General features: G+C 57.4%; 21 protein-coding genes. 12 read left to right on the top strand and 9 right to left on the bottom strand.

All coding sequences use genetic code 11. The features are described 5' to 3' along the window. Positions 1-171: 171 nt before the first annotated feature. The 3 genes from B0G80_RS10315 to B0G80_RS10305 all read left to right on the top strand — a co-directional run bounded on the left by B0G80_RS10315 (position 172) and on the right by B0G80_RS10305 (position 2,364). A complete protein-coding gene (locus B0G80_RS10315; protein WP_116117932.1) occupies positions 172-603 on the top strand; it encodes a DUF6088 family protein in 432 nt (143 codons plus the stop codon). Beyond that, on the top strand, positions 600-1,730 hold the full coding sequence (locus B0G80_RS10310) for a hypothetical protein (protein WP_258878874.1): 1,131 nt from the start codon (positions 600-602) through the stop codon (positions 1,728-1,730). The genes B0G80_RS10315 and B0G80_RS10310 overlap by 4 nt, the downstream gene beginning before the upstream one ends. Before the next feature lie 91 nt (positions 1,731-1,821). Beyond that, complete coding sequence (locus tag B0G80_RS10305) at positions 1,822-2,364, top strand: DUF2442 domain-containing protein (protein ID WP_220377455.1); 543 nt, start codon at positions 1,822-1,824, stop codon at positions 2,362-2,364. A 359-nt stretch (positions 2,365-2,723) separates the two neighbouring features. Here the strand turns inward: B0G80_RS10305 and B0G80_RS10300 are convergent, their stop codons facing one another. The 6 genes from B0G80_RS10300 to B0G80_RS10275 all read right to left on the bottom strand — a co-directional run bounded on the left by B0G80_RS10300 (position 2,724) and on the right by B0G80_RS10275 (position 10,925). After that, entirely contained in the window at positions 2,724-4,721 is a 1,998-nt protein-coding gene (locus B0G80_RS10300; RefSeq protein WP_116119613.1) for an acyl CoA:acetate/3-ketoacid CoA transferase, read from the bottom strand. Positions 4,722-4,994: 273 nt separating this feature from the next. Continuing rightward, the gene (gene maiA, locus B0G80_RS10295; protein WP_116117931.1) at positions 4,995-5,642 is read right to left on the bottom strand and encodes a maleylacetoacetate isomerase; all 648 of its coding nucleotides are present in this window, start codon (positions 5,640-5,642) and stop codon (positions 4,995-4,997) included. After that, positions 5,639-7,021, bottom strand: coding sequence for a fumarylacetoacetase (gene fahA, locus B0G80_RS10290; RefSeq protein WP_116117930.1), 1,383 nt, complete (start codon positions 7,019-7,021; stop codon positions 5,639-5,641). The genes maiA and fahA overlap by 4 nt, the downstream gene beginning before the upstream one ends. Continuing rightward, the gene (hmgA, locus tag B0G80_RS10285; RefSeq protein ID WP_116119612.1) at positions 7,021-8,355 is read right to left on the bottom strand and encodes a homogentisate 1,2-dioxygenase; all 1,335 of its coding nucleotides are present in this window, start codon (positions 8,353-8,355) and stop codon (positions 7,021-7,023) included. The genes fahA and hmgA overlap by 1 nt, the downstream gene beginning before the upstream one ends. 150 nt (positions 8,356-8,505) lie before the next feature. Further along, positions 8,506-9,462, bottom strand: a complete 957-nt coding sequence (locus tag B0G80_RS10280) for an MBL fold metallo-hydrolase (protein WP_116117929.1) — start codon at positions 9,460-9,462, stop codon at positions 8,506-8,508. A 653-nt stretch (positions 9,463-10,115) separates the two neighbouring features. Then, a complete protein-coding gene (locus tag B0G80_RS10275) occupies positions 10,116-10,925 on the bottom strand; it encodes an IclR family transcriptional regulator (RefSeq protein WP_116117928.1) in 810 nt (269 codons plus the stop codon). Positions 10,926-11,022: 97 nt separating this feature from the next. On the opposite strand from B0G80_RS10275, the gene B0G80_RS10270 reads away from it, so the two are divergent. Then, positions 11,023-11,856: an IclR family transcriptional regulator gene (locus tag B0G80_RS10270; RefSeq protein WP_166656137.1), complete on the top strand. Its 834-nt coding sequence runs from the start codon at positions 11,023-11,025 to the stop codon at positions 11,854-11,856. Between the two features lie 82 nt (positions 11,857-11,938). Here B0G80_RS10270 and B0G80_RS10265 read toward each other — a convergent pair whose 3' ends face one another. Then, positions 11,939-13,108, bottom strand: a complete 1,170-nt coding sequence (locus tag B0G80_RS10265) for an MFS transporter (protein ID WP_258878872.1) — start codon at positions 13,106-13,108, stop codon at positions 11,939-11,941. A gap of 423 nt (positions 13,109-13,531) precedes the next feature. On the opposite strand from B0G80_RS10265, the gene B0G80_RS10260 reads away from it, so the two are divergent. Further along, positions 13,532-14,875, top strand: coding sequence for an MFS transporter (locus B0G80_RS10260; protein ID WP_116117925.1), 1,344 nt, complete (start codon positions 13,532-13,534; stop codon positions 14,873-14,875). 205 nt (positions 14,876-15,080) lie between these two features. On the opposite strand, the gene B0G80_RS10255 is transcribed toward B0G80_RS10260, so the two are convergent. Next, on the bottom strand, positions 15,081-15,734 hold the full coding sequence (locus B0G80_RS10255) for an EthD domain-containing protein (RefSeq protein WP_181919945.1): 654 nt from the start codon (positions 15,732-15,734) through the stop codon (positions 15,081-15,083). A 313-nt stretch (positions 15,735-16,047) separates the two neighbouring features. On the opposite strand from B0G80_RS10255, the gene B0G80_RS10250 reads away from it, so the two are divergent. Beyond that, positions 16,048-17,811 carry an FAD-dependent oxidoreductase gene (locus B0G80_RS10250; RefSeq protein ID WP_116117923.1) on the top strand — a complete coding sequence of 588 codons (1,764 nt, stop codon included), beginning with the start codon at positions 16,048-16,050 and terminating at the stop codon, positions 17,809-17,811. A gap of 155 nt (positions 17,812-17,966) precedes the next feature. Further along, complete coding sequence (locus B0G80_RS10245; protein ID WP_220377454.1) at positions 17,967-18,755, top strand: IclR family transcriptional regulator; 789 nt, start codon at positions 17,967-17,969, stop codon at positions 18,753-18,755. A gap of 230 nt (positions 18,756-18,985) precedes the next feature. Here B0G80_RS10245 and B0G80_RS10240 read toward each other — a convergent pair whose 3' ends face one another. Further along, positions 18,986-19,762, bottom strand: coding sequence for an SDR family NAD(P)-dependent oxidoreductase (locus B0G80_RS10240; protein ID WP_116117921.1), 777 nt, complete (start codon positions 19,760-19,762; stop codon positions 18,986-18,988). A 539-nt stretch (positions 19,763-20,301) separates the two neighbouring features. On the opposite strand from B0G80_RS10240, the gene B0G80_RS10235 reads away from it, so the two are divergent. The 5 genes from B0G80_RS10235 to B0G80_RS10215 all read left to right on the top strand — a co-directional run bounded on the left by B0G80_RS10235 (position 20,302) and on the right by B0G80_RS10215 (position 26,253). Then, positions 20,302-21,513, top strand: coding sequence for a porin (locus tag B0G80_RS10235; RefSeq protein ID WP_116117920.1), 1,212 nt, complete (start codon positions 20,302-20,304; stop codon positions 21,511-21,513). Between the two features lie 64 nt (positions 21,514-21,577). Further along, on the top strand, positions 21,578-22,774 hold the full coding sequence (locus B0G80_RS10230; RefSeq protein ID WP_116119611.1) for an ABC transporter substrate-binding protein: 1,197 nt from the start codon (positions 21,578-21,580) through the stop codon (positions 22,772-22,774). Between the two features lie 53 nt (positions 22,775-22,827). After that, entirely contained in the window at positions 22,828-23,751 is a 924-nt protein-coding gene (locus tag B0G80_RS10225) for a branched-chain amino acid ABC transporter permease (RefSeq protein ID WP_116119610.1), read from the top strand. Beyond that, positions 23,748-25,529: an ABC transporter permease subunit gene (locus B0G80_RS10220; RefSeq protein ID WP_116117919.1), complete on the top strand. Its 1,782-nt coding sequence runs from the start codon at positions 23,748-23,750 to the stop codon at positions 25,527-25,529. Before B0G80_RS10225 ends, B0G80_RS10220 begins: the two co-directional genes overlap by 4 nt. Positions 25,530-25,542: 13 nt before the next feature. Then, complete coding sequence (locus tag B0G80_RS10215; protein WP_106305395.1) at positions 25,543-26,253, top strand: ABC transporter ATP-binding protein; 711 nt, start codon at positions 25,543-25,545, stop codon at positions 26,251-26,253. The last annotated feature ends 28 nt before the right edge of the window (positions 26,254-26,281 follow it).

Below are 26,281 nucleotides of genomic sequence, written 5' to 3'. Positions count from 1 at the left end.
CCTCACTCGTCGGTATGCCATCTGGACCTACGACCTACCGGTGCACCCCGCTGCGGTACACGACGTAAAGACCGTCATAGGCTGCTGAGGCTTTGTGTATCTGACAACCAGCTTGCCACCATAGTCGTTTCGAACAGAGCGACTTGACCCACCACGGGAGCGGACCCGAAGATGAACCTGGAAGACCGCGTCATGCGTTCAATCGCTAAACGTCACGGCGTTGTTATCCTGCGTGCAGAGCTAAAGCGATTAGGTAGCCCTGCGCAGCTAAGCCGCGTCTTATCTAATTTGGTCAAGACCAAAAGGCTGGTGCGAGTCGGCGTGGGAATTTATGCCAAAACGCGGCCCAACAAATTCACGCATGAGCTTGCGCCGGCCGCCACGTTTGAGGATATAGCAGCAGAAGTTTTCCGGAAGCTAGGAATCGATATCGCTCCTGGCAAGTTGGCTCACGACTACAACGCAGGCAAAACGACTCAGGTGCCAATGCTTGCGATGGTAGATACGGGGCGACGTCGCATCACGCGGCGAATTTCACTCGGAAGCAGGTTTATCACCTACGAGCGAAGCGGCGTACACCGGCGTAAGGAGCAGCAAGCGTGAAAGTACGAGACATTCTGCGCCGCTTGCACGAAGCAGACCCCGAGGCCGTTGTCCTCTACCTAGCGCCGTACGCCGACGACGGGACCAAACTACCGACGAGCAATCGCGCGAGCAAGTGGCCATCCTGTCGTCAGTTCAGCGAGCTTGATACGACTGACAGCGGCTGGGACATCTCGATGCGCCGCATCGACGCGGAGTACGACCTCCCGCAATTCCAAGCGTCAACGCTTGTGCGCAAAATCGCTGCAAACAGTTTCCGGCTGCCGACTGCCGACCGCGCTAGGTTTCAACAGTTGCCTGACCATCTGATTGAACGCATCGAACAGATTGTCCGTGACGCCTACATTGAGGCCGGCGAAGACGTTGGCGGCGACATCTCGAGCGAGGACGTTTGGCAGCAGGCCCTAACTGCTCGCCGCGACATGGTTGCGAATGGCGACTTGATTTCGGAAGCGGAATTTCGCAGGCGCGGCAGCCTGTCAACGCGACGGCTTTCGGAGCTCCTGGCAGATGAAAGTGTTTTCAAGCTTGAGGTCGACGGCGTGGAATATTTCCCAGCTGTGCTTGCAGTTCCGGCAAATCAGCGGAGGAACCTATACGCAATCTGCCACGTCCTTGCGACCGCGCCAACGGACGCCCGGCTGGACTTTCTCACTTCGCCGCGTGAAAGCCTCGCCGACCATAGTCCGCTTGAAGCGCTCAAAAATGATAAAAATCGATTTAAAACAGTGAGCCGAATGGCCATGGCGTGGGCTTCGGAATGGTCGCGCACCTCCGTCAAAATTTACGACGGGAATCACGAGACCGAACCGCCCGGTGTTGAACCGCTATACACCGCGGCAGTGGAAATTGACCCTAGGAAGCCACTGTGGACACGAGCATCCGAAGCGCTTCATGTACACGGATACGAATGGCCGCTGGGGCCATATCCGGAGCCTCGGATATTTACTGTGTTCGTTGAGCGACAAGCGGTTGGGGATTCCACGCCGATACCCGAAGCTTGCGTGCAAGTCCTTGTCGTCGGCGAGCTCGTTCGAATCCGAATCGTGGCTGCGCCAGGCACTGCGCTCAACTCGCAAACAATAGCGGCTGGCAAGCATAAGACGGTTGTTGACGTCGCGAAGTAAGTCATCGCTCGCCTCCTTGCGCTGAGCGCAGCCCGCTAGGGGGCGGTGTTAAATGATATGTCGCATTCGACCGATAGCAATCGAAGCAATCGTGGATGAGAAAAATCTGACCGTCCTACTAAAGCACGGGGGCACGTTGCGACTTCCCCTGCGACTGTTCCCGAAATTGTGGGTTGCAGCCGTTGAGCAACGACACGATGTCCGCATTTCTGCGTCCGGCGCAGGCCTCCGATGGGACCAGCTCGACGAAGACATAAGTGTCGGCGAGTTGATGCGCGATGCTGAGAGGCGCCATCGCGATGAGCGATTGACCTCATGCGTACCGGTCGATTTTCCATGGGACCCAACGCCCGCCTTGCTGCCAGGAACGCAGCCGAAACTCGCGGGACGGTTGATTGACGGCAGGTTTGTCGTCGGCTTGACCGCGGAAGAGCGATGGGTACGTTGGGACATATGCGAAGACCTGGCGCAGCAGCTGGTGCCAAAGACCCTTAAAGACGCAGCCAAATTCCCTGAACATTCACACGATGTGACGCTGCGGCGAATGCGGAGGGCCCTCGAACGAAAGCAATGGACGGAAAGCCAGGAGACGGATTGGCTGATGCAACGACTGCGCGTGCTCCTAGGCTGGTAGTAGGTGGCCCTTGTACGTCAAGGGCGTGCGGGGCTCCTCGCGCTCCCACGCAGTATTGAAAGTCAGCCTCTCCGTTGCTCTCGCAATGGAATGACTGAGGTCTTTTTGGTTGGCAAACGACTCACACCGGCGCAGCTCATTTATTCTCGTTGAGGCATGTTATCAATTCTTCGAACGGCTCCATTTCGAACAGTCATTGACAACTAGCTGGTAACACGACGGCGGCTTCTTTTTCTGAACGGAACGGGCGAAGTGCTGGTTGAGGAGGCATGGCTACCGCTGGCCGCTTCAATTTCCTCGCAACCGACGTCCATTGGCGAACTCGCGCGCACGGGCTGCAGCGCATAAATTGAAGCGAGTCATTTCTCGCGCGTTTCGTGAGACGACACCTCTTCCGGACTCTCGTAGATATATGTGGCGACGCTGCGCTGTTGTAGAGCATTGCCCAATTTCATCCGCAGAAAGCTGCTTGTCGTATACCGAGTTACATCTGAGTAAAATCTTGCGACAAGACCGGTCACCATTTCGGAGTACGCGTCGATGACCTCGGGCGCTATCGAGAAATTGTCGTAGTTGACTATCGCATGGGGCCTGACTTTGAGCCCGGAGAGCGAACGTTCCACTTCTGCGCGGATTGCTTGAACATCGTCCGCCGTCGACACTTTGTGTCCTTCAAAATTGATGAAGAACATGTTCTTCTCTGGGTCGTAACTGAACCGCTCGCTGAGTTTCAGCCGCAGCAACATTGCCCGCAGGCCCATCGGCCGTTCTTCAAAGATGCGCGCGTCCATGAGGTGGGGAGCACCTTTCATGATAGGAGCGAAACCCATCTGAGAGACGATGTCACGGTGGAGGTCGACTCCTGGTGCAATCTCGACGAGTTCGAGACCATCACGGCTAAGAGAAAAGACGCAACGTTCCGTGATGTACAGGACCGGTTGTTGGCGTTCAATGGCGTAGTGGCCGCCGAAGGTTCGATGCTCCACTGCGTCCACAAACTTCTGGCAAACGCCTTCCTTGAGAATCTGCAGACGTCCATCTTTGATACTCACTTCGAGCTGGCCTGCATTGAACGTTCCGACAAAGACGACCTTCTTCGCTGCCTGTGAGATATTGATAAACCCGCCGGCGCCAGCGAGCTTTGGCCCAAACTTGCTGACGTTGAGGTTGCCCTCGCGGTCAACCTGCGCAAGTCCAAGAAATGCGATGTCGAGACCGCCGCCATCGTAGAAGTCGAACTGGTACGGCTGGTCGATGATGGCATCGGTGTTGGTTGCTGCGCCGAAATTCAGCCCGCCTGCCGGTATGCCGCCAATGACACCGGGCTCGGTCGTCATCGTGAAAAGGTCGCATACCTTCTCTTCGTTAGCAACGCTCGCAATTCCTTCGGGCATTCCGATGCCCAGGTTGACGACGCTATTGGCCATCAGCTCGAAAGAAGCACGTCTCGCGATGACTTTTCGCTCACTCATCTTCATCGACGGAATCGAACCTGTCGCAATGCGAAGCTCACTCGCGAAGCCCGGGCTGTAGGGCTCAGTGAACGTTTGCCAATGGTTTTCCTGTTTTGCAACCACGATGCAGTCAACCAGAATCCCAGGTATTTTGACCTGTCGTGGATTCAGAGTGCCTGACTCGGCGATTCGCTCAACCTGGACTATCACAATTCCGCCAGAGTTACGCGCGGCCATCGCGATGGCCAGTGATTCGAGCGTGAGTGCCTCCTTCTCCATTGTCACATTCCCATTCGCGTCGGCGGTGGTGCCACGCACGATGGCGACGTCGACCGGGAAAGTTTTATACAGAAGGCAATCAGCCCCGTTGACCGATATGAGGCTGACCAAGTCCTCGGTCGTTCGGGCGTTGAGCTTGCCGCCACCGTTGCGTGGGTCGACGAACGTGTCGAGTCCAACTGTGGATAAGTGACCTGGCCGATGAGCGGCGATGTCGCGGAACAGTTGGGAAATGACGCCCTGCGGGAGATTATAGGCTTCGATGAGATTTTCAACGGCCAGGCGTTGGAGGCCAGGAACAAGTCCCCAGTGGCCACCGACAACCCGCCGAACGAGTCCTTCGTGGGCGAGGTGATTTAGGCCTCTACTGGCCCCGTCGCCCTGACCACCCGCGTACATCAGTGTTAAGTCTCGAGCCGTGTCGCTTGCGCCGCGGCCTGAGTCAAGGAACAGCTGTTCCAGCGCGATGGCGACTTCTTCCGCGAAGCCGATACCAACGAAGCCACCGGTTGCCACGGTGTTTCCAGGTCGAATCAGTCTGACGGCTTGTTGTGCGCTAACGATTTTGCCTCGCGCGACACTATTGGCGGCTGCGGGGAATGGGTGTTGAAAGCCTGCACTCATGATGTCTCCAAACTGCACCATGGAGCCAGGCTCCGGCGCTATATAGTTGTTGCGACCATTCGTAACTCGACCACAGTCTTCATTGTTGGTTAATGATGAATTATCTATCAGCTATGGACGGCCAGTGGAAACCCGTAGGCTCATTCGTGACGAGTGCCTGCGTTGCCGTCACGGTCTCCCATACCTTACGGCCACGACCGCGGCGGGAAAGCTCCCATGGACAAAACAGAGACGGTTGACCTCGCACCGTTAAGCGCGGGATGAACGGTCAGTTCAAACCTCCGCATCCGGTTGGGCGGAAGGTTCGGCCTGCCTGAAGGCTTCCAAATCAAACGCGTTGTCGGAAATGCGTTTGATTGTCGGATAGCTGTCCAGCGGTATGTCAAATCGGCGGGCGTTCCAGACTTGTGGTACCAGGCAGATGTCAGCAAGAGTTGGCGTGTCGCCGAACGCGAACTTTCCAACGCGTCTTTCCGCTTTAAGCCGCACCTCCAATGAACCGAAGCCGACATCAATCCAATGGCGGTACCATTGCGACTTCTGCTCATCAGATATGCCGAAGTTTTTCTTCAGATACTGGAGTACCCGCAAATTATTGACCGGATGTATTTCGCAGGCGACCTGAAGCGCAACGGAGCGGACGTAGGCCCGGTCGGTGGGGTGTCCGGGAAGAAGCGGCGGGTCGGGATACATCTCGTCGACGTATTCGATTATCGCCAAAGACTGCGTCAAAACGTCCGGTCCGTCCTCAAGCGCTGGGATGATACCGTCTGGATTTACCCGACGGTATGCCGGTGAGAGCTGTTGACCGCCGTCTTTGAGAAGATGAACAGCCTCGTACTGAAACGGCAGCTTTTTCAAGGCGAGTGCGATACGAACCCGATAAGACGCAGAGCTGCGAAAGTAGCTATACAGCTTCATTCACCGTCCTCCGGGACGGGGACTTCAAGTGCGGGCAGTATGGCACCAACGCATGAACCGAACCCGACGCGATAGCCATCGCCTTGACACCAGCCAGTCAGAGTAAGTTCGTCGCCATCGTCGATAAAGCTCCGAGTCTCGCCATCGTCGAGCTTGAGGGGTGATTGCCCATTCCATGTTAGCTCGAGCAGGCTGCCGAACGTCCCAATCTTGTCATCGCTCGAGTCAGATTTCGGTCCGCTGATGGTCCCCGAGCCCAGGAGGTCTCCGACCCGCGTGTTGCAGCCAGCGGAGGTGTGGTGCACCAACTGCTGCACCATCGACCAGTACATGTATTTGAAGTTGGTCCTGGCAATAGTCGTCGGCGACGCAGCAGCTTTTGGCTTCAACTGCACCTCAAGGTGTAAGTCGACGCCAGCGCGCGTCGCACCCCGCAGATATGACAGGGGCTTCGGCATCTGCGGTGGTTGTTCGACGCGAAACGGCTCGAGTGCTTCCATCGTGACGACCCAGGGAGAGATGGTCGTCGCGAACCCTTTCGAGTTGAACGGGCCGAGGGGCTGGTATTCCCACTGCTGGATGTCGCGCGCGCTCCAGTCGTTGAGGAGGACCATTCCAAAGATATGACCATCCGCGTCCGCGGCGGGAATCGTTGTGCCTAGGGTGTTACCCACGCCGACAAAAAACCCGGTTTCCAGCTCGATGTCGAGCTTGCGGCACGGTCCATAAGTGGGGCGCTCATCCTCGGGGCCCTTGCGCTGCCCATTCGGGCGGCGAATCGGTGTGCCGCTCACTACTACCGAAGACGCCCGACCGTTATATCCGATTGGAATCTCGAGCCAATTTGGCATCAACGCGTTCTTCGGGTCACGAAACATCGCCCCGACGTTGGTCGCATGTTCTCTCGATGAATAGAAATCGGTGTAACCGGGTATGTCGAAGGGGAGACGCATGACCGCGTCGCTTTGGCGCACGAACGCTTGCTCTCGCAGTTCGGGGTCGTCCCGAAGCGTCGCGTTGTCCGCGGACAGTAGCGTCGACAGCTGAATCCGGATGCTGCTCCAGGTCGCTTTCCCCAAGGCTACGAAATCATTGAGCCGCGATTGGCGGAAGACGCTTTTAGGCAGACCGTCATCGTCCGTGACCACATAAGGTACGGCGAGCAGTCCAGCGGACTCAAGCTCGCAAAGGTCGACAATCAAGTCTCCGATTGCAACACCGACCCGCCCTCTGTCGGACTTGTCGTCGGAGAACACGCCGAAAGGAAGGTTCTGGATGGGAAAGTCGGTATCAGCAGAATTCGCTGACTCGACCCAGCTTCGAAGGCTCGGGTCAGTCGTCCGACTAAGCATCAGGGTATCGTCTGTATTGACTGGCATCACTTGACGTCCGGATTGAAGTTGTTTTCGAGGCCTTGCCAGCACTCAAAATACTGCGCCTGCAACTGTGAGGTCTCCAGGGCGAACTGAGTTGGCTTGATGAGGTTGCGAGTCTCGAACATGAAAGCCATGGTTGAATCGACCTTCATGGGCTTTGTTGTGTCAGACACCGATGCCTTCTCAAACGTGCCGGCGTCGGGCCCGTGGCCTGACATGCAGTTGTGCACGCTGGCACCGCCGGGCACGAAACCCTCAGCTTTAGCGTCATACTCGCCATGGATTAGCCCCATAAACTCGCTGGCAAAGTTCCGATGGAACCAGGGCGGCCGGAACGTGTTTTCGGCAGCAAGCCACCGCGGCGGGAAGATGACGAAGTCGATGGTGTCCACGCCGGGCGTGTCACTCGGCGAGTGCAGCACCAGAAAAATCGACGGGTCCGGATGGTCGAAGCTGATTGAGCCAATCGTATTGAAGAGTCGGAGGTCGTATTTGTACGGCGCATAGTTGCCGTGCCACGCTACGACATCGAGCGGCGAGTGGCCAATATCTGCGCGCCACAGATGCCCGTTAAGCTTTGCCACCAGTTCAAAATTGCCCTCGCGGACTTCATATGCTGCAAGTGGCGTCAGGAAGTCGCGTGGATTGGCAAGACCGTTCGAACCAATAGGACCGAGGTCCGGCAGGCGTAACAGGGCGCCGAAGTTCTCGCAGATATAGCCGCGGGCTTCGCCATCGGGCAACTCGACGCGAAAGCGTACGCCTCGCGGAATGACAGCGATTTCTTGTGGCTCCACGTCGAGTAGACCCAGTTCGGTCGCAATGCTCAGGCGACCAGCCTGGGGAACAATCAGAAGTTCTCCGTCAGCGCTGTAGAAGAACCGGTCTGTCATCGACTGGTTTGTTGCGTACATATGGATAGCACAACCCGACATCGCCTCCGCGGAACCATTACCTGCCATGGTTACCAGACCGTCAATAAAATCTGTCGGCGTTTCCGGCATCGGAAGCGGTTCCCAGCGCAACTGATTTGGAGGCGTTGGGGGCACACTCGAGAAGTCGCTAAGGAGTTTGTCGCTCTGTAACAGCGTGAACGGCATATGGACCGCAGCTGGTCGCACCCGATAAAGCCACGAACGACGGTTGTGGGAGCGAGGAGCAGTGAATGCCGTGCCCGAGAGTTGTTCGGTGTACAGGCCGTAGGGTGCGCGCTGAGGTGAGTTTCGACCAACCGGGAGAGCACCGGGGAGCGCCTCGGTGGCGAACTCGCTGGCGAATCCCGATTGGTAGCCAACTGGATGGGCCGAGAACGCAGACGCGGACGATGCGCGCTCCAGTAACGGATTGCAGGGCGCGCCCGCCTGAGCAGGCTCACGGCGACTTGGTATGTCTCGCGTCGGTTGTTGCACTTTGGAAACTCCAGATTGAGCTTGTCGTTGAAGCGACCTGTGCGTTTCTGATGCACACAGGCCGGCGCGCGATGCAGGTCAGCCCTCGAGGGTTTCCCACATCTCCTTGTCGCGCTGCGCGGTCCAGATGCGAGGGTCGGGGTACTGCGTTGCTTCGTCGTGTGCCCGCGTGACGTCGAAGGGCATGCAATGGTCGAAGATGACCCAGTCGCCAAACTTCGGCTTCAGCGTGGCGTAGGTCTCTTTGTAAATGGCGTTCAAGTCTTTGCCTTCGCTGGAACCGGACTTGACCTTGCTGTAAAGCTCGCTGACGAAAGCGCGGGTTCCTGCCAGACCGTCGGCCACTTCCTGCGGCGTCTTGAGAGCAGCGCCCCGGCCGGGGACAAGCTTTTCAGGCTTCAGCGCAGCGATTGCGTCAAGGGTGGCCGGCCAATCCTGGAAATACGCGTCGCCGGCATATGGCGTTGCGCCGTACTCGACCAGGTCACCGGAAAGAAGCGTCTTTTCCTGCGGCAACCAGACTACGGTATCGCCCTTCGTGTGCCCGCGACCAAGCTGCAGGATTTGAACTTCGAGCTTGCCCATCCAGAGCGTCATCTTTTTCTGGAAGGTAAGCGTGGGCCACGTCAGGCCGGGCACCGATTCAACCGCGTTGAAGAGGCGCGGGAAGCGCTCAATTTCGCTCTTCATGTCCTGCTCGCCGCGCTCGACAATCAGGTCGTAGGTGTCCTGACTGGCGATGATTTGCTCAGCGTTATACGCCGATGCTCCAAGTACGCGGACCGCGTGATAGTGGGTCAGCAGGACGTACTTGATAGGTTTGTCCGTGACTTCGCGAATGCGGCGAATCACGTCCTGAGCCATCACCGGCGTCGCCTGAGTGTCCGCTACGAGCACGGCGTCGTCCCCGATGATGATGCCGGTATTGGGGTCGCCTTCGGCGGTGTATGCGTACGCATGTTCGGAAAGCTGTTCGAACGTGACTTTCTTTTCTTCAACGTCCGCGTGGGAAGCAAACTTCTTTTCTGTCGCCATGGCAGAAGACCTCTACAAAATTGATTGAAGGGGACAGGGTGGGTTTTGGCCAGCAACCCCGGCATTGAGAGAATTATACATAAGCGAATGAAATCGCATATAGATAATTTCCCGTACGCCTTAAACTGTCCACAAAACCTGGGCTGCCAGTCCTGCTTGCCCTCTGCAATCACAGACATCCGAAGCATGTTGGTATATGGGGGCGCTGGCTGTAGACGAGCGGCGGAAAGCGGGGATGAACCGTCGCGACGCCAAGACGCAAGCGTGGATTCATTTCGTGCGACTGTCGGACGGCACACTTGCGTCCGTGGATGTCTTCGGCACTCGGAGGGCGTTGCGGCGAACTACCGTGAGGCCGACACGCGTGTTGATTGTTCTTGGCGGCCGGGTGGGCCGACGTCCCGCACTGATATGTGCTCGACGTCAGGGCTTCTGTGTTTCGAAGGGTTTGAGAGAGGTGGCCGCACAAGTGAGCCCTGGTTTTTCGGGCTCGCCTGCGCAATTGGCATCAAAGCGATGCAGGGACTTGAAGGGGGCTTGCGGGAGCGCCGCCGGCGTGCGTTGGGAAGGTCTCAAGTCGCTGACAGGCGACGCCCGAGGCAGCCGCGAATTGTCTTCGCATTTCTCGGGCGTTGCTGTCGCATCGCGATGAACTAGGCCTCGTCGCCCCGGATGGCCGAGTAGCCTAGTCGGTAGGACAGGTCCAGTGTGGTCTGGCGCAGGGTCAACGCAAGTTCCCCATCCCAACTTGTATCGAACGTACCTGCGGGCCCAACCAGCGTGATGGCCAGCGCTATGGACCCGGTGAACAGGAATACAGGTGCCGCGATAGCATTGACGCCCGGCAAAGGATAGCCCGAAGTTCGCGTCATGCCTTCCTCGCGAATCTTCCGATACTCCTTGAACAGGTCCTGCTTTTCCGTTGTCTTCAGTGCGGTTGCACCGCTGAGCCGTATGCTCTCGTCTGCGAGAGCCTTCTGCACCAAGGACTCTGGCATATACGCGCCGAAAAGTCGTCCCGTTGCCGTGTTGACGAGCGACATGACCGTGCCGACTCGCAAAGTGAGATGCAGCGGATATGAAGGGTCTTCCTGCCTGACGACGACCGGTCCGTTTGGCCCCCAAGTCGTCAAAAAAACGCTTTGTCCGGTTTTCGATGCTAGCGCCACTACGTCCGCCTCGGCTTCGCGCAGAGGATTCAATCGTTGCAGCCCATACAGGCCAAGCCGCAGCGCGAGGGGACCTGGGGCATAATCACCTGACGGCTCCATTCGCTGTACCAGTTGAAGCTTGATGAGGCTCACCAGATACGGAAAAAGCTTGGCGGGAGACATCCCGGTGACCCGCGAAATCTCTTTGAGCGGCATGGGCGAGTCAGATTGCGTGAGTGCCAGCAGAATTTCGCTGCCCACTTCAACTGACTGGATTCCCCGCTGGGCTTTTTCGGTGCTTTCGGTGTCCATTTGCGTATCTTGTCGGATTCAGAATCCAAGTGCCTTACGGTGACCAGGAAGCCGGTAAAATCGGCGAAACATAATGTGTTCGTGCACAGAGGATTGCATGGTAACGAAGCAGCGGGCAAAAGAAAATCCGGAAAGCCTCGATTCAAGTGCCCGGAAGGAGCAACGCGGCATTCAGAGCATGGAAGTGGGTGGCCGCTTCCTTCAGTATCTCGCGGACGCTGGCGAACCAGTGACACTTGCGGAGCTCAGCGCGCGCAGCGGCATTCCCACGAATCAGGTGTTCACCTATATGGTGAGCCTGCTTCGTACCGGCCTCGTCAAACGGGACCCCGTCACCTCGCGTTTCGAGCCAGGGCCTTTGTCTCTCCGCATGGGGTTGCATGCGCTTCGCATGGTGCCCGCAGTCCGTAATGCAATGCAGCCTTCCACCGACCTTGCGACGCGCGTCGAGCAAAGTGTGCTTCTCGCCGCGTGGGGAGACCGTGGTCCAACCGTTCTGCAAAGCATTGAGCCGGCCGCCTCGCTGCATGCAGGTGTTCACGTCGGCACGGTTATGTCGCTCACGCATTCGACGACTGGCCGTGTGTTTGCTGCATACAAGCAGAGTTCCACGCTCGACGAGCTCGTCGGTGCGGATTTCGGGTCGCAAACTCCTGATGGCGAGCGTCTGACCATCACGCAGTTTGACGCCATTCTGGCGGATATTCGAAAGCGAGGAGTGGCGCGAGGAGAAGGCATGCCGATTCCAGGTATCAACAGCATCAGCGCACCGGTTTTTGACAACAACGGAGAGATTGTTCTTGTTTTGACGCTCTTCGGGGTTGCCGGGAATTTCGACGTTTCCTGGAAAGGCCCGCTGGTTACCAGTCTTCTCGCGACCACCAAGCTGTTGACCGAACAGAATTCCGCGCCGACTGTACCGGCCGTCTAGGCACGCATGTTCCATCTGATTCGCCGTGCGCTTCCTTTGCCAGCTGGCGCCCACCCCGGTTATCTGCTCCGCCGGCATTCCGTTAGCTCCTTGCCAACTGTGCGGTTTGGCGAGAAACCAGCGAAGAAAACACGACTGCGACTAGAAAAAGGCCGAAAGCACAGCCTATAAAAACGGGCGGCGCTGAAAATCTGTCGATAAACCACGCGGCGCAAGCAACGCCTATTGATTGCCCAAAGAAAAGAAAGCACGAAAAGAGTGACACGGCGGTTCCGCGCACGCTCGGTGCCATCTGCGTGGCATGGGTCTGCAGCGTGTTGTGCAACGCGTAGAAGCCAAATCCAGCCATGAAGCACGCGGGCAACGCGAGCCACCAGGTGTTGAGAAGCGCGAGTCCGCCGTATGATACTGCGAGACAGGCACCGCCAAGCCTCGCCAGATTGGCTTCTCCCAAGCGACGGACCAGGAGGCGCGCGCATCGGCTGTACGTTAAACCGCCTACCCCATAAAGAGCCACAATCGCGCCCGCCCTCGACATCGGAAGTTCTAATGTCCCGTGCAGATAGGTCGGGATGAACGATAGCGCGCTGAACGCGAGCGAGCCTTCGATGAAGGTAACGAGGAGCACTGTTCGAGCCCAAGGAATCGCCAACACCTCAAAAGCACGATACTCGAAACGGCCGGGGGCCGATTTTCCCGTCATGTCCGACGAATTGACTTCTCGCAAGACGAAGAGCCCCGCAACCAGATAAATCAAGGCCAGCGAGGCAAACGAGATTCGCCAGGCAGCCGCGTCGGCGAGCAATGCCCCTAGCCACTGACCGGCAATCATCCCGAAAACCGTCGCGCCGAGCAGCCGTGCAAGGATTTCCTGACGCCGTTCATAGGGCACTGTGTCGCCAATCCACGCCATAGTTAAAGGCACGATTCCAGCGGCCGCAGCCCCGGACAAGACCCGGGCCGCGACCAATTGGCCCATATGAACGGACAATGCTGCACCAAGGTTTCCTACCGTGCAGGCCAGCGTGGTCAGAGCGATTACGCGAACTTTTCCGAACCTGTCTCCCAAGGGTCCGAAGACGAGTTGGGTAAGGCCGTATGCGAGGGCGAACCCGGAAATCGCCAGGGCGGCGCGCCCCATGTTCACACCAAACTCCGCCTGCAGTGACGGTAACAGCGAATCGCAGACCCGCATTGACGCCATGCTGGCAAAGCAGCACGCGCTCAGAAGCCACAACATTCTCGCGGACAAACCGGTCTCCTTAACGATGCAATCGCTGTACGTGGCAGCTCACTCGTGCTTTATTATATATACGCAAACGTATTAGCGTAAAACAAAACGTGCTTGGTGGCGCTGCGGGCCGCCAGGCAAAGCGAATTCGAGGCAAGGGCGGCCAATTCGAACTTGCCGGTCCCTGGCCTGTGCGACATCTGACGAACCAGTCGCAGGCACGTTAGGTGTTTACCAGCACTTCGAAGCCGTTCGCGGTCCAGAAGGACCCAGATAGGTACAAACGAGAATTATATATGTGCGAAGTGAAGCGTTAATATGTAATCAGGAAGCGTGGACCTGCCATGGTGCGGTTACCTTCTGAGTGGGTTGGCGGTCAGTGAGGTGGCGTAGGTGCCTCGACTGACAGCGGACCACAACTGAAAAACTGCACTGGAGTTTCTGATGACAACGCGAAGTTCAGTCGGCACGGTCCCTGCACCGACGAATCCCCCATCTGTCGGCACATCGGATGACACCTTGTTTCGCAAAGTGACGCTGCGAATCATTCCGTTTCTCTTCTTCTGTTACGTCATTGCAATCCTGGACCGGAACAACATCGGGTTCGCTCAGTTGCAGATGAAGCACGACCTTTCCTTCACTGACGCCGCGTACAGTTTGGGCGCAGTGTTCTTTTTTGTCGGGTACGTCCTCTTCGAAGTGCCCAGCAACATACTCTTGCATAAGTACGGAGCCAGGAAGACCTTCGCACGAATCATGGTGTTGTGGGGCGCGTGTTCGGTGGTGATGGTCGCGGTATCCAACAGCACGCAGTTTTACGTCTTACGCTTTCTTCTCGGTGTATTCGAGGCCGGCTTCTTCCCAGGCATCGTTTTATATCTGACGTACTGGTTCCCGGCACGCCGTCGCGCAGGAGCGCTATCCGTCTTTTATGCTGGTGTCGCCGTCGCCGGTGTGCTTGGCGGTCTGGTCTCTGGCTGGATTATGCGCGGCATGGATGGGGTCCATGGTGTCCACGGGTGGCAGTGGATGCTGGCCATCGAGGGTGCTCCCGCAATCCTGCTGGGTGTTATCGCATTCTTCTTCTTGAAGGACAGGCCGTCCGCTGCACCGTGGCTTAGCGCAGGTGAGAAGCGGCGGTTGGAAGACGTGCTGGCGAACGACGGAAAGCCTGCTGAGCATAGCCATTCCCTGCTTGCGGCAGTGGGTAACCCGTACGTCTATGTGTTCGCGTTTGTGTACTTCTGCCTGACCTCGGGCATCCTCCTGTTGCTATTCTGGATGCCGACGATGATTCGCGAATTCGGAATTACCGACATCGTTCAGATTAGTCTGTACTCGGCAATCCCGAATGCAATCGGCGCTGTGGGCGTGATTTTGATTGCTCGTCGTTCTGACCGACGCAACGAACGCAAATGGCATTTCATCGTCTGTGGCGCTGGCGCCGCTGCGGCGCTCGCGCTACTGACTTCGCATGGCCTGGGCTTCGCACTATCCATGGCGCTCTTGACTGCGGCGGCCGTATTTATTTACGCGGCTCATCCCATCTTCTGGTCTGTGCCCGCTAGCTTCTTTCGCGGTTCTAGCGCTCCTGCGAGCATCGCGCTGGTCAGCACTATTGGGGTCACCAGCGGAACCATCACCCCGTATCTAATCGGTCTTATCAAGACCTACACTGGAAGCATGAACAACGCGTTCTATTTCATTGCATTCATGCTGCTTCTTGCCTGCACAGCGATGTTTTTTGCGTTACGGTCCGACCGGGCGAGGAATCTGCATAAAGCGTGAGCTGAGCGCCGAAAATGAGATGCACCGGGCGCTCGGAGCTTCAGCGCCCGTTTTGTTTTTTTGGTACGGGCTGACGGTGCGGTTTCGTAGCAATTTCCGAATCGCAGCGCGCTATGGTTTCCGTAGAGAGAGGGGGCGACGCGCCCACCAAACCGGCTACCGGTCTGAAATGGTTACCCGCATCCGATGCCGACGACCATTCGGATTACCCGACCACGAGCGGGTTGATAAGGTACGCAGCCGCACGGTCGGCTAAGCCGTCAATGCTTTGCACGAGGCTGCTCTCAACTCGAAACGCGTCATGCGCTTCCGCAAGATTCTTGAACCACAGCGCGGCAAGCACGGTGGGCACAACCGGCTCTGCCCAAAGGCGTTCACGTTTCGCGCTTCTGGTCGTCCAATTGAGCGATGTTGTCGCCGGCGTCGGTTGTCCCTCCTCGGATTCGACGATTACCTTCTCGAACTCGATTCGTGAGACACCTGCCCTTAGAGCAGCGACGAGGATGACCTTCACGCCTGTTTGCTCTGTGGCTTCATCCTCGTGGTCGACCACGCAGAGCGTCCATCCACGCAGGAAGTTTGGCTCGTCTTCAGGAATGTATCGACTCCCGACCGCGGAACGTTGCGCTTCGGACATGAGTTCATCGCTTTCGAAGTAGAGCTCGACGATGCCATCGACATAAAAACATCCAGAACCACCTCCGGACTTCCAGAGGGTTTTCTCGACCCTGTTTTGCGTGTATTTCGCAATGCCATCCATGCACAAAGCGAGTTGAGCATGACAGCCAGACCAGTACGCACGAAAGTCGCTTACCGAAGTGCCTTCTTTGCGCGCCAGCAAAGTCATACGTTTAATCATGTCGTCTCCAGAGTAGTGAAGCAAACGGTACCGGCGACAGACCGCCGGGTAGCCGGAAATTCGATGACAAAGGTGGCGAGCGCAGCGCCTGCGCACAAGGCCGCCAACCGCATCCAAGCAGAAGGGCACAAGCCTTTCCCATGGAGTCCTCAATTTACATCCGAGACGATGGAATCCGGCATAGGGATTGTACGTACGCAAATATATACGCGTATATGTAATTACGGCGTATGATTTGACCATGGCCCAGAAGACGGGGATGGATTATGAGGACGCACCTGAGGTGACGCGTCCTCGCTATCGGAGATGCGTGATGAAGCAGGAAAGCGAATTCAGCTGTGACGTGCTTGTTATTGGTTCGGGATGCTCGGGAATGTCCGCGGCAATCACGGCCGCGTCTGAGGGGCTCAATGTCCTCGTTATCGAGAAAGAGCCGAAGTTCGGCGGCTCAACAGCTCGCTCGGGCGGTTGGCTCTGGATTCCGAATACAGCGCTTGCAAAGGTGCAAGGGATTTACGAGGCAGAAGATGCCGCGCGTACGTATCTCCAGCACGAGGCGGGGTCGAGCTTTGATGGTGAGCGCGTCGACGCCTTCATCAAGAATGGGCCGGAAGCTGTAGACTTCTTCACAGCGAAGACAGCTGTACGCTTCGACATGCCTCTCGTGTTTCCCGACTATCACGCCGAGGCGCCCGGCGGTACGCAAGGTGGTCGTTCCATGGTCACTCGTCCGTTTGACGGCCGCGAACTCGGCGCCGCAATTAAGGACCTCGCTCCGGCTCTGCCCGAACTCACCGTATTCGGAATGATGCTTGGTTCGGGCAAGGAAATTGTGCACTTCATGCGGGTGACGAAGTCAATCAAGTCAGCCTGGTACGTCACCAAGCGTCTGTCGCGCCACTTTGCAGACGTTTTGAAGCATGGTCGCGGCATGACGCTGACGAACGGCAACGCGCTTGCCGGTCGTCTCGCGAAGTCGCTCTTCGACCTGAACGTTCCTCTTTGGCTAAACACCAAGGCGCTCAGCCTCACCAACGACAACGGCAGAATCACCGGAGCGGTCCTTGACCGGGCCGGTTCCAAAGTACGCGTGAACGCGAACCGTGCTGTTATCCTGGCAAGCGGCGGTTTTCCATACGACATCGAACGTCGCAAGCAACTCTTCGCCCACGCTCCGACAGGCGCCGAACATTTCTCGCCTTCTCCGACCGGTAACACGGGCGACGGATTGCGCATGGCTGAAGCAGTCGGCGGTCAAGTGACGACAACGCTGCCGAACGCGGCTGCTTGGGTGCCGGTTTCGACGCTGACCAGAAAGGACGGAACCACAGGCATCATGCCGCACTTTATCGACCGCGCGAAGCCGGGCGTCATCTCCGTGCTGCGCGACGGCCGTAGGTTCACGAATGAAGGCAACTCGTACCATGACTTCGTGCAAGCGCTGGTGAAGTCGACGCCTGCGGGAGAGGAGATTTCCGCACATCTCATCTGCGACCACAAGACTCTCCGAACGTACGGCTTGGGTAGTGTTGCTCCGTTCCCCATGCCCATTGGCCGCTATCTGCGTGTCGGCTACCTGACGAAAGCATCGACCGTAGACGAGTTGGCCGAGAAGATTGGCGTCAATGCGCTCAACTTCAAAGAGACCGTGCGAGGCTATAACGCCGAGGCGCGACTAGGTCGAGACTCACTCTTCGGGAAGGGAAGCACAGCCTATAACCGTTATCAGGGTGACGCTCTTCATTCGCCGAATCCGTGTGTCGCGCCTATCGAGAAAGGCCCTTTCTATGCGCTTAAAATCCGCGTCGGTGACATTGGCACATTCGCCGGCCTGAAGACTGATTCTTCATGCCGCGTGCTCAGCTTCGACGGCTCGCCAATCGACGGGCTGTTCGCGGTTGGCAACGACGCATGCAGCATCATGGGCGGCAACTACCCGGGCGCCGGCATTACGCTGGGACCGGCGTTGACTTTCGGCTACATCGCAGGCAAAGCAATCGCATCTGCCACAGAGGTCCGGAAGGAAGACACTGTGACGGGCGCTCAGGCCATGAAATTTGCAGTGGTGTCCCATTAAGAAGCGTATTAGTTCCGATGGGCGTGCATTGCCGCGGTTGCTGTTGCCCAGCGGCCGCGGCTCTTTTGGCATGTCGGACTCGGTCGAGAAAACGCGGCGTGTCGACCGGTCGGCATCGCCAGTTCCGGGACGATGCTCGCAAACGAGGGGGAGATATGGAGGCTGCCGAATGCGCCGAGCGACTTGCTCCGGGAAGAACTAGGGAGCAGCGTGGAATCCATGCGATGGAGGTTGGAGGGACGCTTTTGCAGCATCTGGCTGACGCCGGAAAACCTGTTTCGATGCTGGGATTGAGCGCTGCGACCGCCTTACCTTTGAATCAGGTCTTCACATACATGGTCAGCTTGGTTCGCACAGGACTGGTTAGACGTGATTCAACGACCCAGAGCTTTGAGCCCGGACCACTTGCATTGAAGCTTGGCCTGCGAGCTTTAGCGCAACTCCACCCATTGCACAAGGCGGCGGAGTTGGCCATTGAATTGCTTAAAGACGATAATCACGGTGCGTTTGTCGCGATATGGACGGACCATGGCCCCACCGTCATTCGATACCACGGGCCCGAAATGTACCTGCATGTCGGCTTGCATGTGGGGTCGGTAATGTCCATCGCCCACAGCAGCACAGGACGACTGTTCGCCGCGTTCCTTCCGAGGCAGACGATAGAACCGATGCTTGCTCGTGAAGTTGCGAAGGCCGATGCGGTCTCGGCGGGATGCTTTGTCGATGTAATTGAGAACTTCGCAGGAGATGTGCGGCGCACACATCTGTCACGAACGCTCGGTGTGCCAATCCCTGGCGTCGACAGCCTGAGCGCGCCTGTTTTCGACCGCGGGCAGATGGTGCTTTCAGTTACCATTTTCGGCCCGTCAAGCATGCTGGATACTTCTGATACCGGAGCCGTTGCGAGGGGACTGCTTCAGCTCTCTGAAAAGCTGTCCTCGTAACGCCTTGGGAATCGAAGACCCGGTTGGTCCATGCCTGCCCAGCAAGCTGGTGGAAAGGATGATTGGAGGCAGGTTCTCGAAAATGTGCAGCTTCTGGTGCTGGCGTCGGCACGTGCTATCTGCAAACGGATTTCGCCGCGAGAACAGCGTAGGACTCGCTTCTGACTGCTCCGGCGTAGACGCTGTTGTGCCAAAAAAAGCCCGCTGGGCGGGCTTTTGCAAGACAGACCTTAGATAGCTAGAAATCCGCCATCTACCGCGAGGGTTACCCCCGTCACGTAGCGCGACATTCCAGACGCCAGGAATATTGTCGGGCCGACGAGGTCCTCCGTTTGGCCAACCCGACCCATAGGGATGCGTGACATAAACGCCTCGAGACGCGCCGGGTTCTCGCGTGTTGCAGCCGTCATAGGGGTTTCGATGACGCCGGGCGCCAATGCATTTACGCGTACCCCGTGAGGCGCGAGTTCGGCCGCTAGAGACTGCGTGAACATCTTGATTGCACCTTTGGACGGGGAATAGCCGAGGCTAGCGCCTTGTCCAGCATAAGCGGCGATAGATGCAACGTTGATAATCACGCCTTTGGTCGTCTTGATAGCCTCAAGAAACGCGTGCGTGACATTGAACGTCCCTTGAACGTTCACGTCCATCACTTTCTTCCAGTTCTTGGCTGCATTCGGGCTTGTCGAGTTCTCACGAATAATGATGCCCGCATTATTCACAAGCAGGTCGACACAGCCGATGTCGTTGGAGACCTTTTCGGCAAGGGTGTAGCAAGCGTCTGCGTTGGTCACATCCAGCTCGAACGGCCATGCTTTCCCGCCTTCCTTCTCAATGAGCGCGGCGGTTTCCCCGACGTGTTCGAAAGCAATGTCGCTAACGACAACCTTGGCGCCGGCCTGGGCAAGGCCGAGCGCGAGTGCACGGCCATTGCCTTGTCCTGCGCCGGTTACGAAAGCCACGCGGTCTTCGAGCAAACGTGGCGCGACGTATTGAGGGAACGACATGATTTCTCCTTGATGTCTGACAGATTTACGGTTAGCAACGCCGCTGCGTGAGTGTTTCACGTAAACATATGTAATTGCATAGGTGTAATTACCCACATCCAGACACCACATGCCATCGATATTGCGATAGCGCTGATGCGTTGCTTGCGACTTAGCGTATGGCTCCGGCTGGAAACCGCATGGTGTGTCGGTTCTCGCCGTCCGATGGTCTTTGAGATGAATGTGAAGCAGCGTGATAGGGATTTGCACCTATGCAAAAGCAGTGGCGCATGTTTAATTTTGTGGCGTAGTATCTGGGCTATCGGGGGAGGCAGCCCTCCCTCAAGACAACGAGCGCCGCAAATAAGTCAATCATGCGTGCCGCGCGTAACACGGTGCATTCCTCTCGAATCCAGTGAGAGTAAATCGCTACACCGATTCGTTGTCCTACATATAGAAAGCCGAATTGGCCCTGTTGCCCACGACAGGCCGCGACAAGTGATGGCAATCAGACGCCGCCGCTGACGACTCGGACTAGAAAATTATTAAGGAGACTTTTAATGACGAAGAAGAGAGTTGTTCGATGTGCAGTAGGTGCGAGTCTTGGTTTGGCTGTTCTTCCTGCATTTGCTCAGTCGAGCGTGATTCTGTACGGCATTGTCGACACGTCTATCACCTATCAAAACAGTCAAACAACTCTCGGCTCGACGACGCCGGGAAAGTCCAACGTTCGCATGCAGTCGGGTGTGTGGAACGGAGACCGTTGGGGGCTTCGTGGCACAGAGGACCTCGGTAACGGTTATCAGACGTTGTTTGTCCTGGAGTCGGGATTCAATCTCGCGAATGGCGGACAGCAGTTCACGAATGCGATGTTTGGCCGACAGGCGCGTATCGAGTTGTCGAACCCCGCCTATGGGGCCTTGTCAGTGGGCCGTCAATATAGCGCTTATTACGTGATGCTTTCACCGTGGGTTCCCGCGTTCTATGTGACCGGGTACGGTTCGCATCCCGGTGACCTCGACGGCATGGATACCTACTATCGCTCCAACAATGCGATTTCCTATACGACGCCGACGTTTTACGGCATTACGGCGAGTGGCCAATTTGCTCCTGCCGGCGTACCTGGAAGCTTGAACCAGGGCTCGACGTGGAGCGGGGGACTTCAATACAAGGGCGGAAATTTTGGTCTTGCCGCGGGCTTCTGGCGCATCAATAACTCAACCCTTGGCGGTGGCGCGTACGGCGCGGAATCTTCTGTGAACTCATCCGGTCAGCAGGGCGTGTCGGCCATCACAAATGGCTACAACCAAGCCCAGGCTCAACAGCGCTTCGCTGTCGACGGCGGCTATGTCTTCAGCCAGAACTGGGACATCTCGTTTGCATATTCGAACGTGCAGTACATCCCGGGCGTGAATTCCAAGTTCACCGACACGGCCGTCTGGAACACGGTAGGCAGTGTGCTTCATTGGAAGCCGGCCGTTGCGTTCGATTTGGCACTTGGCTACAGCTACACGTGGGCTTCCAAGGCGAACAACATCTCGGACGCAGCCAAGTATCACCAGGTCGTTCTCTCCCAGTATTACGCGCTTTCGAAGCGTACAGGTTTATACGCGCTCGAAGGATACCAGCGTGCGTCGGGCCAGACGCTGGGTAACCCGGGAACTGGCGCAATTATCAATGCCACACCGGCCATCGGTGACAGCTTCCAGACAACCCCGGGGGCGAGCCGCTCCTTGGTCGCGGTCAGTCTGGGTGTCGTGAGCAAGTTCTGATTGATTGAAACGACGATGGGATGAATACGCCCATCGAATGCTGAAGCAACAGGTTGGAGAAATCATGAAAGCAATTCGCGTCATCGCAGGAATCGTAGCCTCGCTCAGTTTTGCTGCGGCGGTCCCCGTCGCGTCGGCGCAGGAGATAAAGATTGGCTTCAACGGCGACCTTTCTGCGTCGCCCTCGGCACAGAGCGGGCAAGCCGCTGTCCTTGGCATGCAAGCTGCAATAGCTGATGTAAATGCAGCGGGCGGACTGCTCGGCAAAAAACTGGCGCTCGTCGTGCGTGACGATGTATCACAGCCGCCCAAGTCCATCCAGAACATGACGGACCTCATCGACAACGAAAAGGTTGTTGCCGTCTTCGGTCCGACGAACTCTGGAAACGCAATGGCATGGAAGCACATCGTCAATCAGAAGAAGATGCCGGTGATTGACAATGTCTCGTCGGGAACGGACATCACCAAGCCGATGAGCCCCGGTGCGGATAACTACATGTTCCGTGTCTCGATGGTCGACCGTGAACAAGTCGCGGCGCTGATGGCGTATGTGAAGAAGACGGGCAGTGCGAAAAAGGTTGGCTTCATGACAGAGACGACAGGCTACGGTCAAGGTGCTCTCAAAGACATGAAGTCCATCGCCGAGATGCAGGGAATCACTCCCGCTGCCATCGAACAATTTGGCGTCAGCGACACAGACATGACTTCCCAGTTGAACAAGCTCAAGGAAGCAGGCGTCGACACAGTCATCATCTGGGCGCAGGGCACTCCTATCGCTCAGGTCATGCGGAGCATGGAGAAAATCAACTACTACCCGCGTACGCTCAGTTCCTGGGCGGCGGACAACATCACTTTCTATGATGCAGCCGGAAAGACGTTGGCAGAGAAGCCGCTCTTTCTGCGTACCGTCAGTGAAAATCGGACCACGGCGCAGGACAAGTTGTTCACCCGCGTCGGGTCTCAGCTGAAGGCGCCAAGTTCGTTCTCGTTTGCGCTGCACGGCTACGACTCCGTGATGGTTCTGGTTCAGGCAATCAAGCAGGCGAACAGTACCAATGGCGCGGCAATCCGTGTTGCGCTCGAGAACCTCAATGCACCGGTGCAAGGTCTGCTTAAAACCTACAACAAGCCTTTCAGCAAGACAAATCACGAAGCACTGATAGCAAAGGACTTCGTTTGGGTGCACTGGAAAGATGGCCGACTCGTGCCGTACAGCGATGCGCTCGTTGCGTCCCTGACCCCGGCCGACTACAAGCAGTAACGGTCCCATCGATGATGGCGGCACTGCAGGTGCCGTCACAGCGGAGAACACTCATCATGGAAGCTATCTTTCAGGCTTTAATTAGTGGATTGGCGGTCGGCGGCGCATATGCGCTTGTGGCGCTGGGCTTCAGCATTACGTTCACTACGACGAAAACGCTCAACTTCTCGCACGGTGAATTCGTATCAAGCGGCGCATTCATTGGAATGAGCGCGATGCTGCTCCTCTTGGGCAAGCCAATCACCTCGACAACTTTCGGCGGGGTAGTGCCTGGCGTGAGCGCGCAATTGTTGGCGCTGGTTGCCGCACTGGTCGTGATGGGCGCGCTCGGTTGGTTGTTGTATGCCGTCGGCGTGCGTCCTTTCGCAAAACAGCCCGGAATGGCGTGGGTCATGAGCACTCTCGGGTTCGGTGTGGTCCTGGATAGCATCGGGCTGGCCATCTGGGGCCCCAAACCGGTTGTGGTGCCGTCCCCTGTTGGTGACTCCGTGATTCAATTTTTCGGAATCGGCGTGCGCCCGCAAGAGCTGCTTCTCCTGGCAGTGGCCGTCCTCGTGATGATTGCCTTTGACATCGTCATGCGAAAGACGATGGTTGGAAAGATGATGCGCGCTGTCGCCGCCAACGGTAACGTCGCGAGCCTGATGGGCATCAACACGAATGCAGTGATGATTGGCGCCTTCGTGGTGAGTTCGGCGTTGGCTGGGCTGTCTGGCTTTCTCATTGCACCCATCACGCAGGCGTCTCTCTTCATGGGCCTGGCTATTGGGCTGAAGGGCTTCTCTGGGGCGATGGTCGGCGGTCTTAGCAATCCCCGCGGCTGCGTTATCGGTGGCTTCGCTCTCGGAGTGTTCGAGTCAACGGTCAATTTGTGGCAAGCGCAGTGGCGCGAGATTGCGGTGTTCGCTCTGGTGATTCTCGTTCTGGCTTTCAAGCCGACGGGCCTCTTTGGCAGCCGCCTCGTGGAGAAAGTATGAAAAAGTACAGCCACATAGCAGGCGTATGTGCCATCGCGGTCGCGCTTGGCGTCGCCGCGCTTTCCATCGAGAACGACTATTACCTGCACATTGCGTTCATGATGTGCGTCTACTACCTGTGCGCCGCTGGCATGAACGTCCTTGTCGGCTTCGCAGGGCAGAAGTCGCTCGGTCAAGCGGGACTGTTCGGAGCGGGAGCGTACGCAGTCGCACTTCTCACATCGCACACGGAAATCAATCCGTGGGGCGCCATGGCCATCGCAACGGCTATCTCGGGGGTCTGCGGGGTGCTTATCGCGCTGCCGTCGCTTCGTGTCAAAGGGCCGTACCTGGCCATGGTCACGCTCGCGTTCGGTATCGTTGTGGAACGGCTGGTCAGCGACTGGACAGATGTATTTGGCGGAGCCCAGGGCATCTACGGGATTCGTAGCCCGGAAATAGGTGGGCAGCCGATGTCGCTCGGTCAATGGGTGTGCGTCGGGCTCGTTTTCTGCGCGGTTACTCACCTGTTGCTTCGCAACCTGCTGAATGGAAGGTTTGGCCGTGCCTTCCTTTCGCTTCAGGCTGACGAAATTGCATCGTCGTCGGTGGGCGTTCGTGTCTATCGGGGCAAAGTGATTGCGTTCGTGATTGCAGCGGTGACATGTGGACTTGCTGGCGCAATGGTCGCTCAGCAAAACCAGTACATCAATTCCGATTTCATCTCGTTTCAGCTCTCCATTTTCATCCTGCTGCTCGTCCTTTTTGGCGGAGCGGGAACGAAGCTTGGACCCGTTGTTGGGGCAATCGTCCTGACCCTGCTAGACGCACTTCTTGCACGTTGGCCTTCAGTTCAACACACGCTGTATGGGCTACTTCTCCTGTTTGCGCTCTATGTGATGCCCGGGGGAGTTGTCGGCGCGCTGTCAAAGCTGGTCGGACACAAGAGTCGAGACTCGAAGGAAGAATACGTTGCCCCGGGCGGGCAGGTTACAACGCTCTTGCGCGGCGGCCGGGCGAACAGCGCGGAACTGCTGACGGTCACGAAGCTCTCGAAAGCATACGGTGGCGTGAAGCCGGCTCAAGACATTTCGTTCGCCTTGAAGCGGGGGCATATCCACGCGCTCATCGGCCCGAATGGTGCGGGGAAGAGCACGATGATTAACATGGTAACGGGCGTCGTCCGTCCGGATAGCGGGTCGATTCGCTTCAACGGGAAGGAGATTGGCGGAAGCCCGGTTCATTCCATCTGTTGCCAGGGGATGGGTCGTACCTTCCAGAACCTGAGACTCTTCGCCGATTTGTCGATACTCGACAACGTAATGCTTGGTCGGCACAGCCGGATGAAGAACGGCTTGTTTGCTTCCTTGTTCGCGACCGCGAAGGCGCGTCGTGAGGAGGAAATCACGAGGCAACGTGCGCGGGAGTTGCTTGAGCTGGTTGACCTCGGTCACCTGGCGAGCCGTCCCGCAGGGAGTTTGCCGTATGGCCTGCAACGTCGGGCCGAACTCGCGCGTGCACTCGCCACCGAACCGCAGCTGTTACTGCTGGATGAGCCGGCAGCGGGTTTGAACCCACAGGAAACGGCGGAGCTGGGACAGCTGCTCCTTCGTATCAGCAAATATGGCGTGAGCATCCTGATGGTCGAGCACCACATGGACCTCGTCATGTCGATTTCCGACCACGTCATCGTGCTTGACTACGGCATCAAGATTGCCGAAGGCAAGCCTGCAGACGTCCAGGCCAACCCCCGCGTCGTCGAAGCATATCTCGGCGTCGACGAAGCTGAAGCCGCATGAGAGAGGAGCAACGATGCTCAAAGTCGATTCAGTAAAGGTCTCTTACGGCGCTATTCAGGCCGTGAAGGGTGTGAGCCTCGAGGTGAGGGAAGGCGAAGTCGTCACCATCATCGGCGCGAACGGTGCCGGGAAAAGTAGCCTTCTAAAGAGCATCGCGGGGCTGCAGGCGGTCTCCTCTGGCCGCATCACGGTTGGCGGTCGCGACTGCACCCAGTTGCCTGCACACATGCGCCTCGGCCTCGGCATTGCCCTGTCGCCCGAAGGTCGCGGCGTGTTTCCCGACCAGACCGTGCGTGAGAACCTTCTTCTCGGAGCCTATTCCCGCAAGCAGCCGATGTCCGCGACTGAGGTAGCGATGGAGCGGGAGTTTGACCGGTTTCCACGTCTTCGCGAACGTCAGAACCAGCTCTCGGGAACGCTTTCCGGGGGCGAGCAGCAAATGCTCGCCATTTCGCGCGCATTGATGAGTCAGCCGCGCATGCTTCTTCTCGATGAGCCTTCGTTGGGCCTGGCCCCGCTGGTCATCCGCGACATTTTCGATGCCATCCGTAGTCTGCGCGAGGATGGCCTCACCATTCTGCTGGTCGAGCAGATGGCGAAGCAGGCCTTGGGGGTCGCTGACAGGGCATATGTGCTTGAGGTTGGCAACATCACGCTGGAGGGGTCTGGGCGCGACTTGCTGAACGACCCAAAAGTCAAGGCGGCATATTTAGGCGCGCATTGACCGCGCCGAGCTTTCGACCTAAGTCACG

This window comes from Paraburkholderia sp. BL6669N2, assembly GCF_003387275.1.
In the GTDB taxonomy this organism is placed as follows: domain Bacteria; phylum Pseudomonadota; class Gammaproteobacteria; order Burkholderiales; family Burkholderiaceae; genus Paraburkholderia.
Note: the sequence above shows the minus strand (reverse complement) of the source record. Positions and strands in the feature narration are given on the sequence as shown.

Excerpts from the sequence above, each read along its gene's own strand:
- B0G80_RS10300 (WP_116119613.1), bottom strand. The coding sequence starts at position 4,721 with ATGAGTGCAGGCTTTCAACACCCATTCCCCGCAGCCGCCAATAGTGTC.
- B0G80_RS10260 (WP_116117925.1), top strand. The coding sequence starts at position 13,532 with ATGACAACGCGAAGTTCAGTCGGCACGGTCCCTGCACCGACGAATCCC.
- B0G80_RS10255 (WP_181919945.1), bottom strand. The coding sequence starts at position 15,734 with ATGATTAAACGTATGACTTTGCTGGCGCGCAAAGAAGGCACTTCGGTA.
- B0G80_RS10220 (WP_116117919.1), top strand. The coding sequence starts at position 23,748 with ATGAAAAAGTACAGCCACATAGCAGGCGTATGTGCCATCGCGGTCGCG.
- B0G80_RS10270 (WP_166656137.1), top strand. The coding sequence starts at position 11,023 with ATGGTAACGAAGCAGCGGGCAAAAGAAAATCCGGAAAGCCTCGATTCA.
- B0G80_RS10245 (WP_220377454.1), top strand. The coding sequence starts at position 17,967 with ATGGAGGCTGCCGAATGCGCCGAGCGACTTGCTCCGGGAAGAACTAGG.
- B0G80_RS10235 (WP_116117920.1), top strand. The coding sequence starts at position 20,302 with ATGACGAAGAAGAGAGTTGTTCGATGTGCAGTAGGTGCGAGTCTTGGT.
- B0G80_RS10215 (WP_106305395.1), top strand. The coding sequence starts at position 25,543 with ATGCTCAAAGTCGATTCAGTAAAGGTCTCTTACGGCGCTATTCAGGCC.
- fahA (WP_116117930.1), bottom strand. The coding sequence starts at position 7,021 with ATGCCAGTCAATACAGACGATACCCTGATGCTTAGTCGGACGACTGAC.
- maiA (WP_116117931.1), bottom strand. The coding sequence starts at position 5,642 with ATGAAGCTGTATAGCTACTTTCGCAGCTCTGCGTCTTATCGGGTTCGT.
- B0G80_RS10315 (WP_116117932.1), top strand. The coding sequence starts at position 172 with ATGAACCTGGAAGACCGCGTCATGCGTTCAATCGCTAAACGTCACGGC.
- B0G80_RS10230 (WP_116119611.1), top strand. The coding sequence starts at position 21,578 with ATGAAAGCAATTCGCGTCATCGCAGGAATCGTAGCCTCGCTCAGTTTT.
- B0G80_RS10280 (WP_116117929.1), bottom strand. The coding sequence starts at position 9,462 with ATGGCGACAGAAAAGAAGTTTGCTTCCCACGCGGACGTTGAAGAAAAG.
- B0G80_RS10250 (WP_116117923.1), top strand. The coding sequence starts at position 16,048 with ATGAAGCAGGAAAGCGAATTCAGCTGTGACGTGCTTGTTATTGGTTCG.
- B0G80_RS10275 (WP_116117928.1), bottom strand. The coding sequence starts at position 10,925 with ATGGACACCGAAAGCACCGAAAAAGCCCAGCGGGGAATCCAGTCAGTT.
- B0G80_RS10240 (WP_116117921.1), bottom strand. The coding sequence starts at position 19,762 with ATGTCGTTCCCTCAATACGTCGCGCCACGTTTGCTCGAAGACCGCGTG.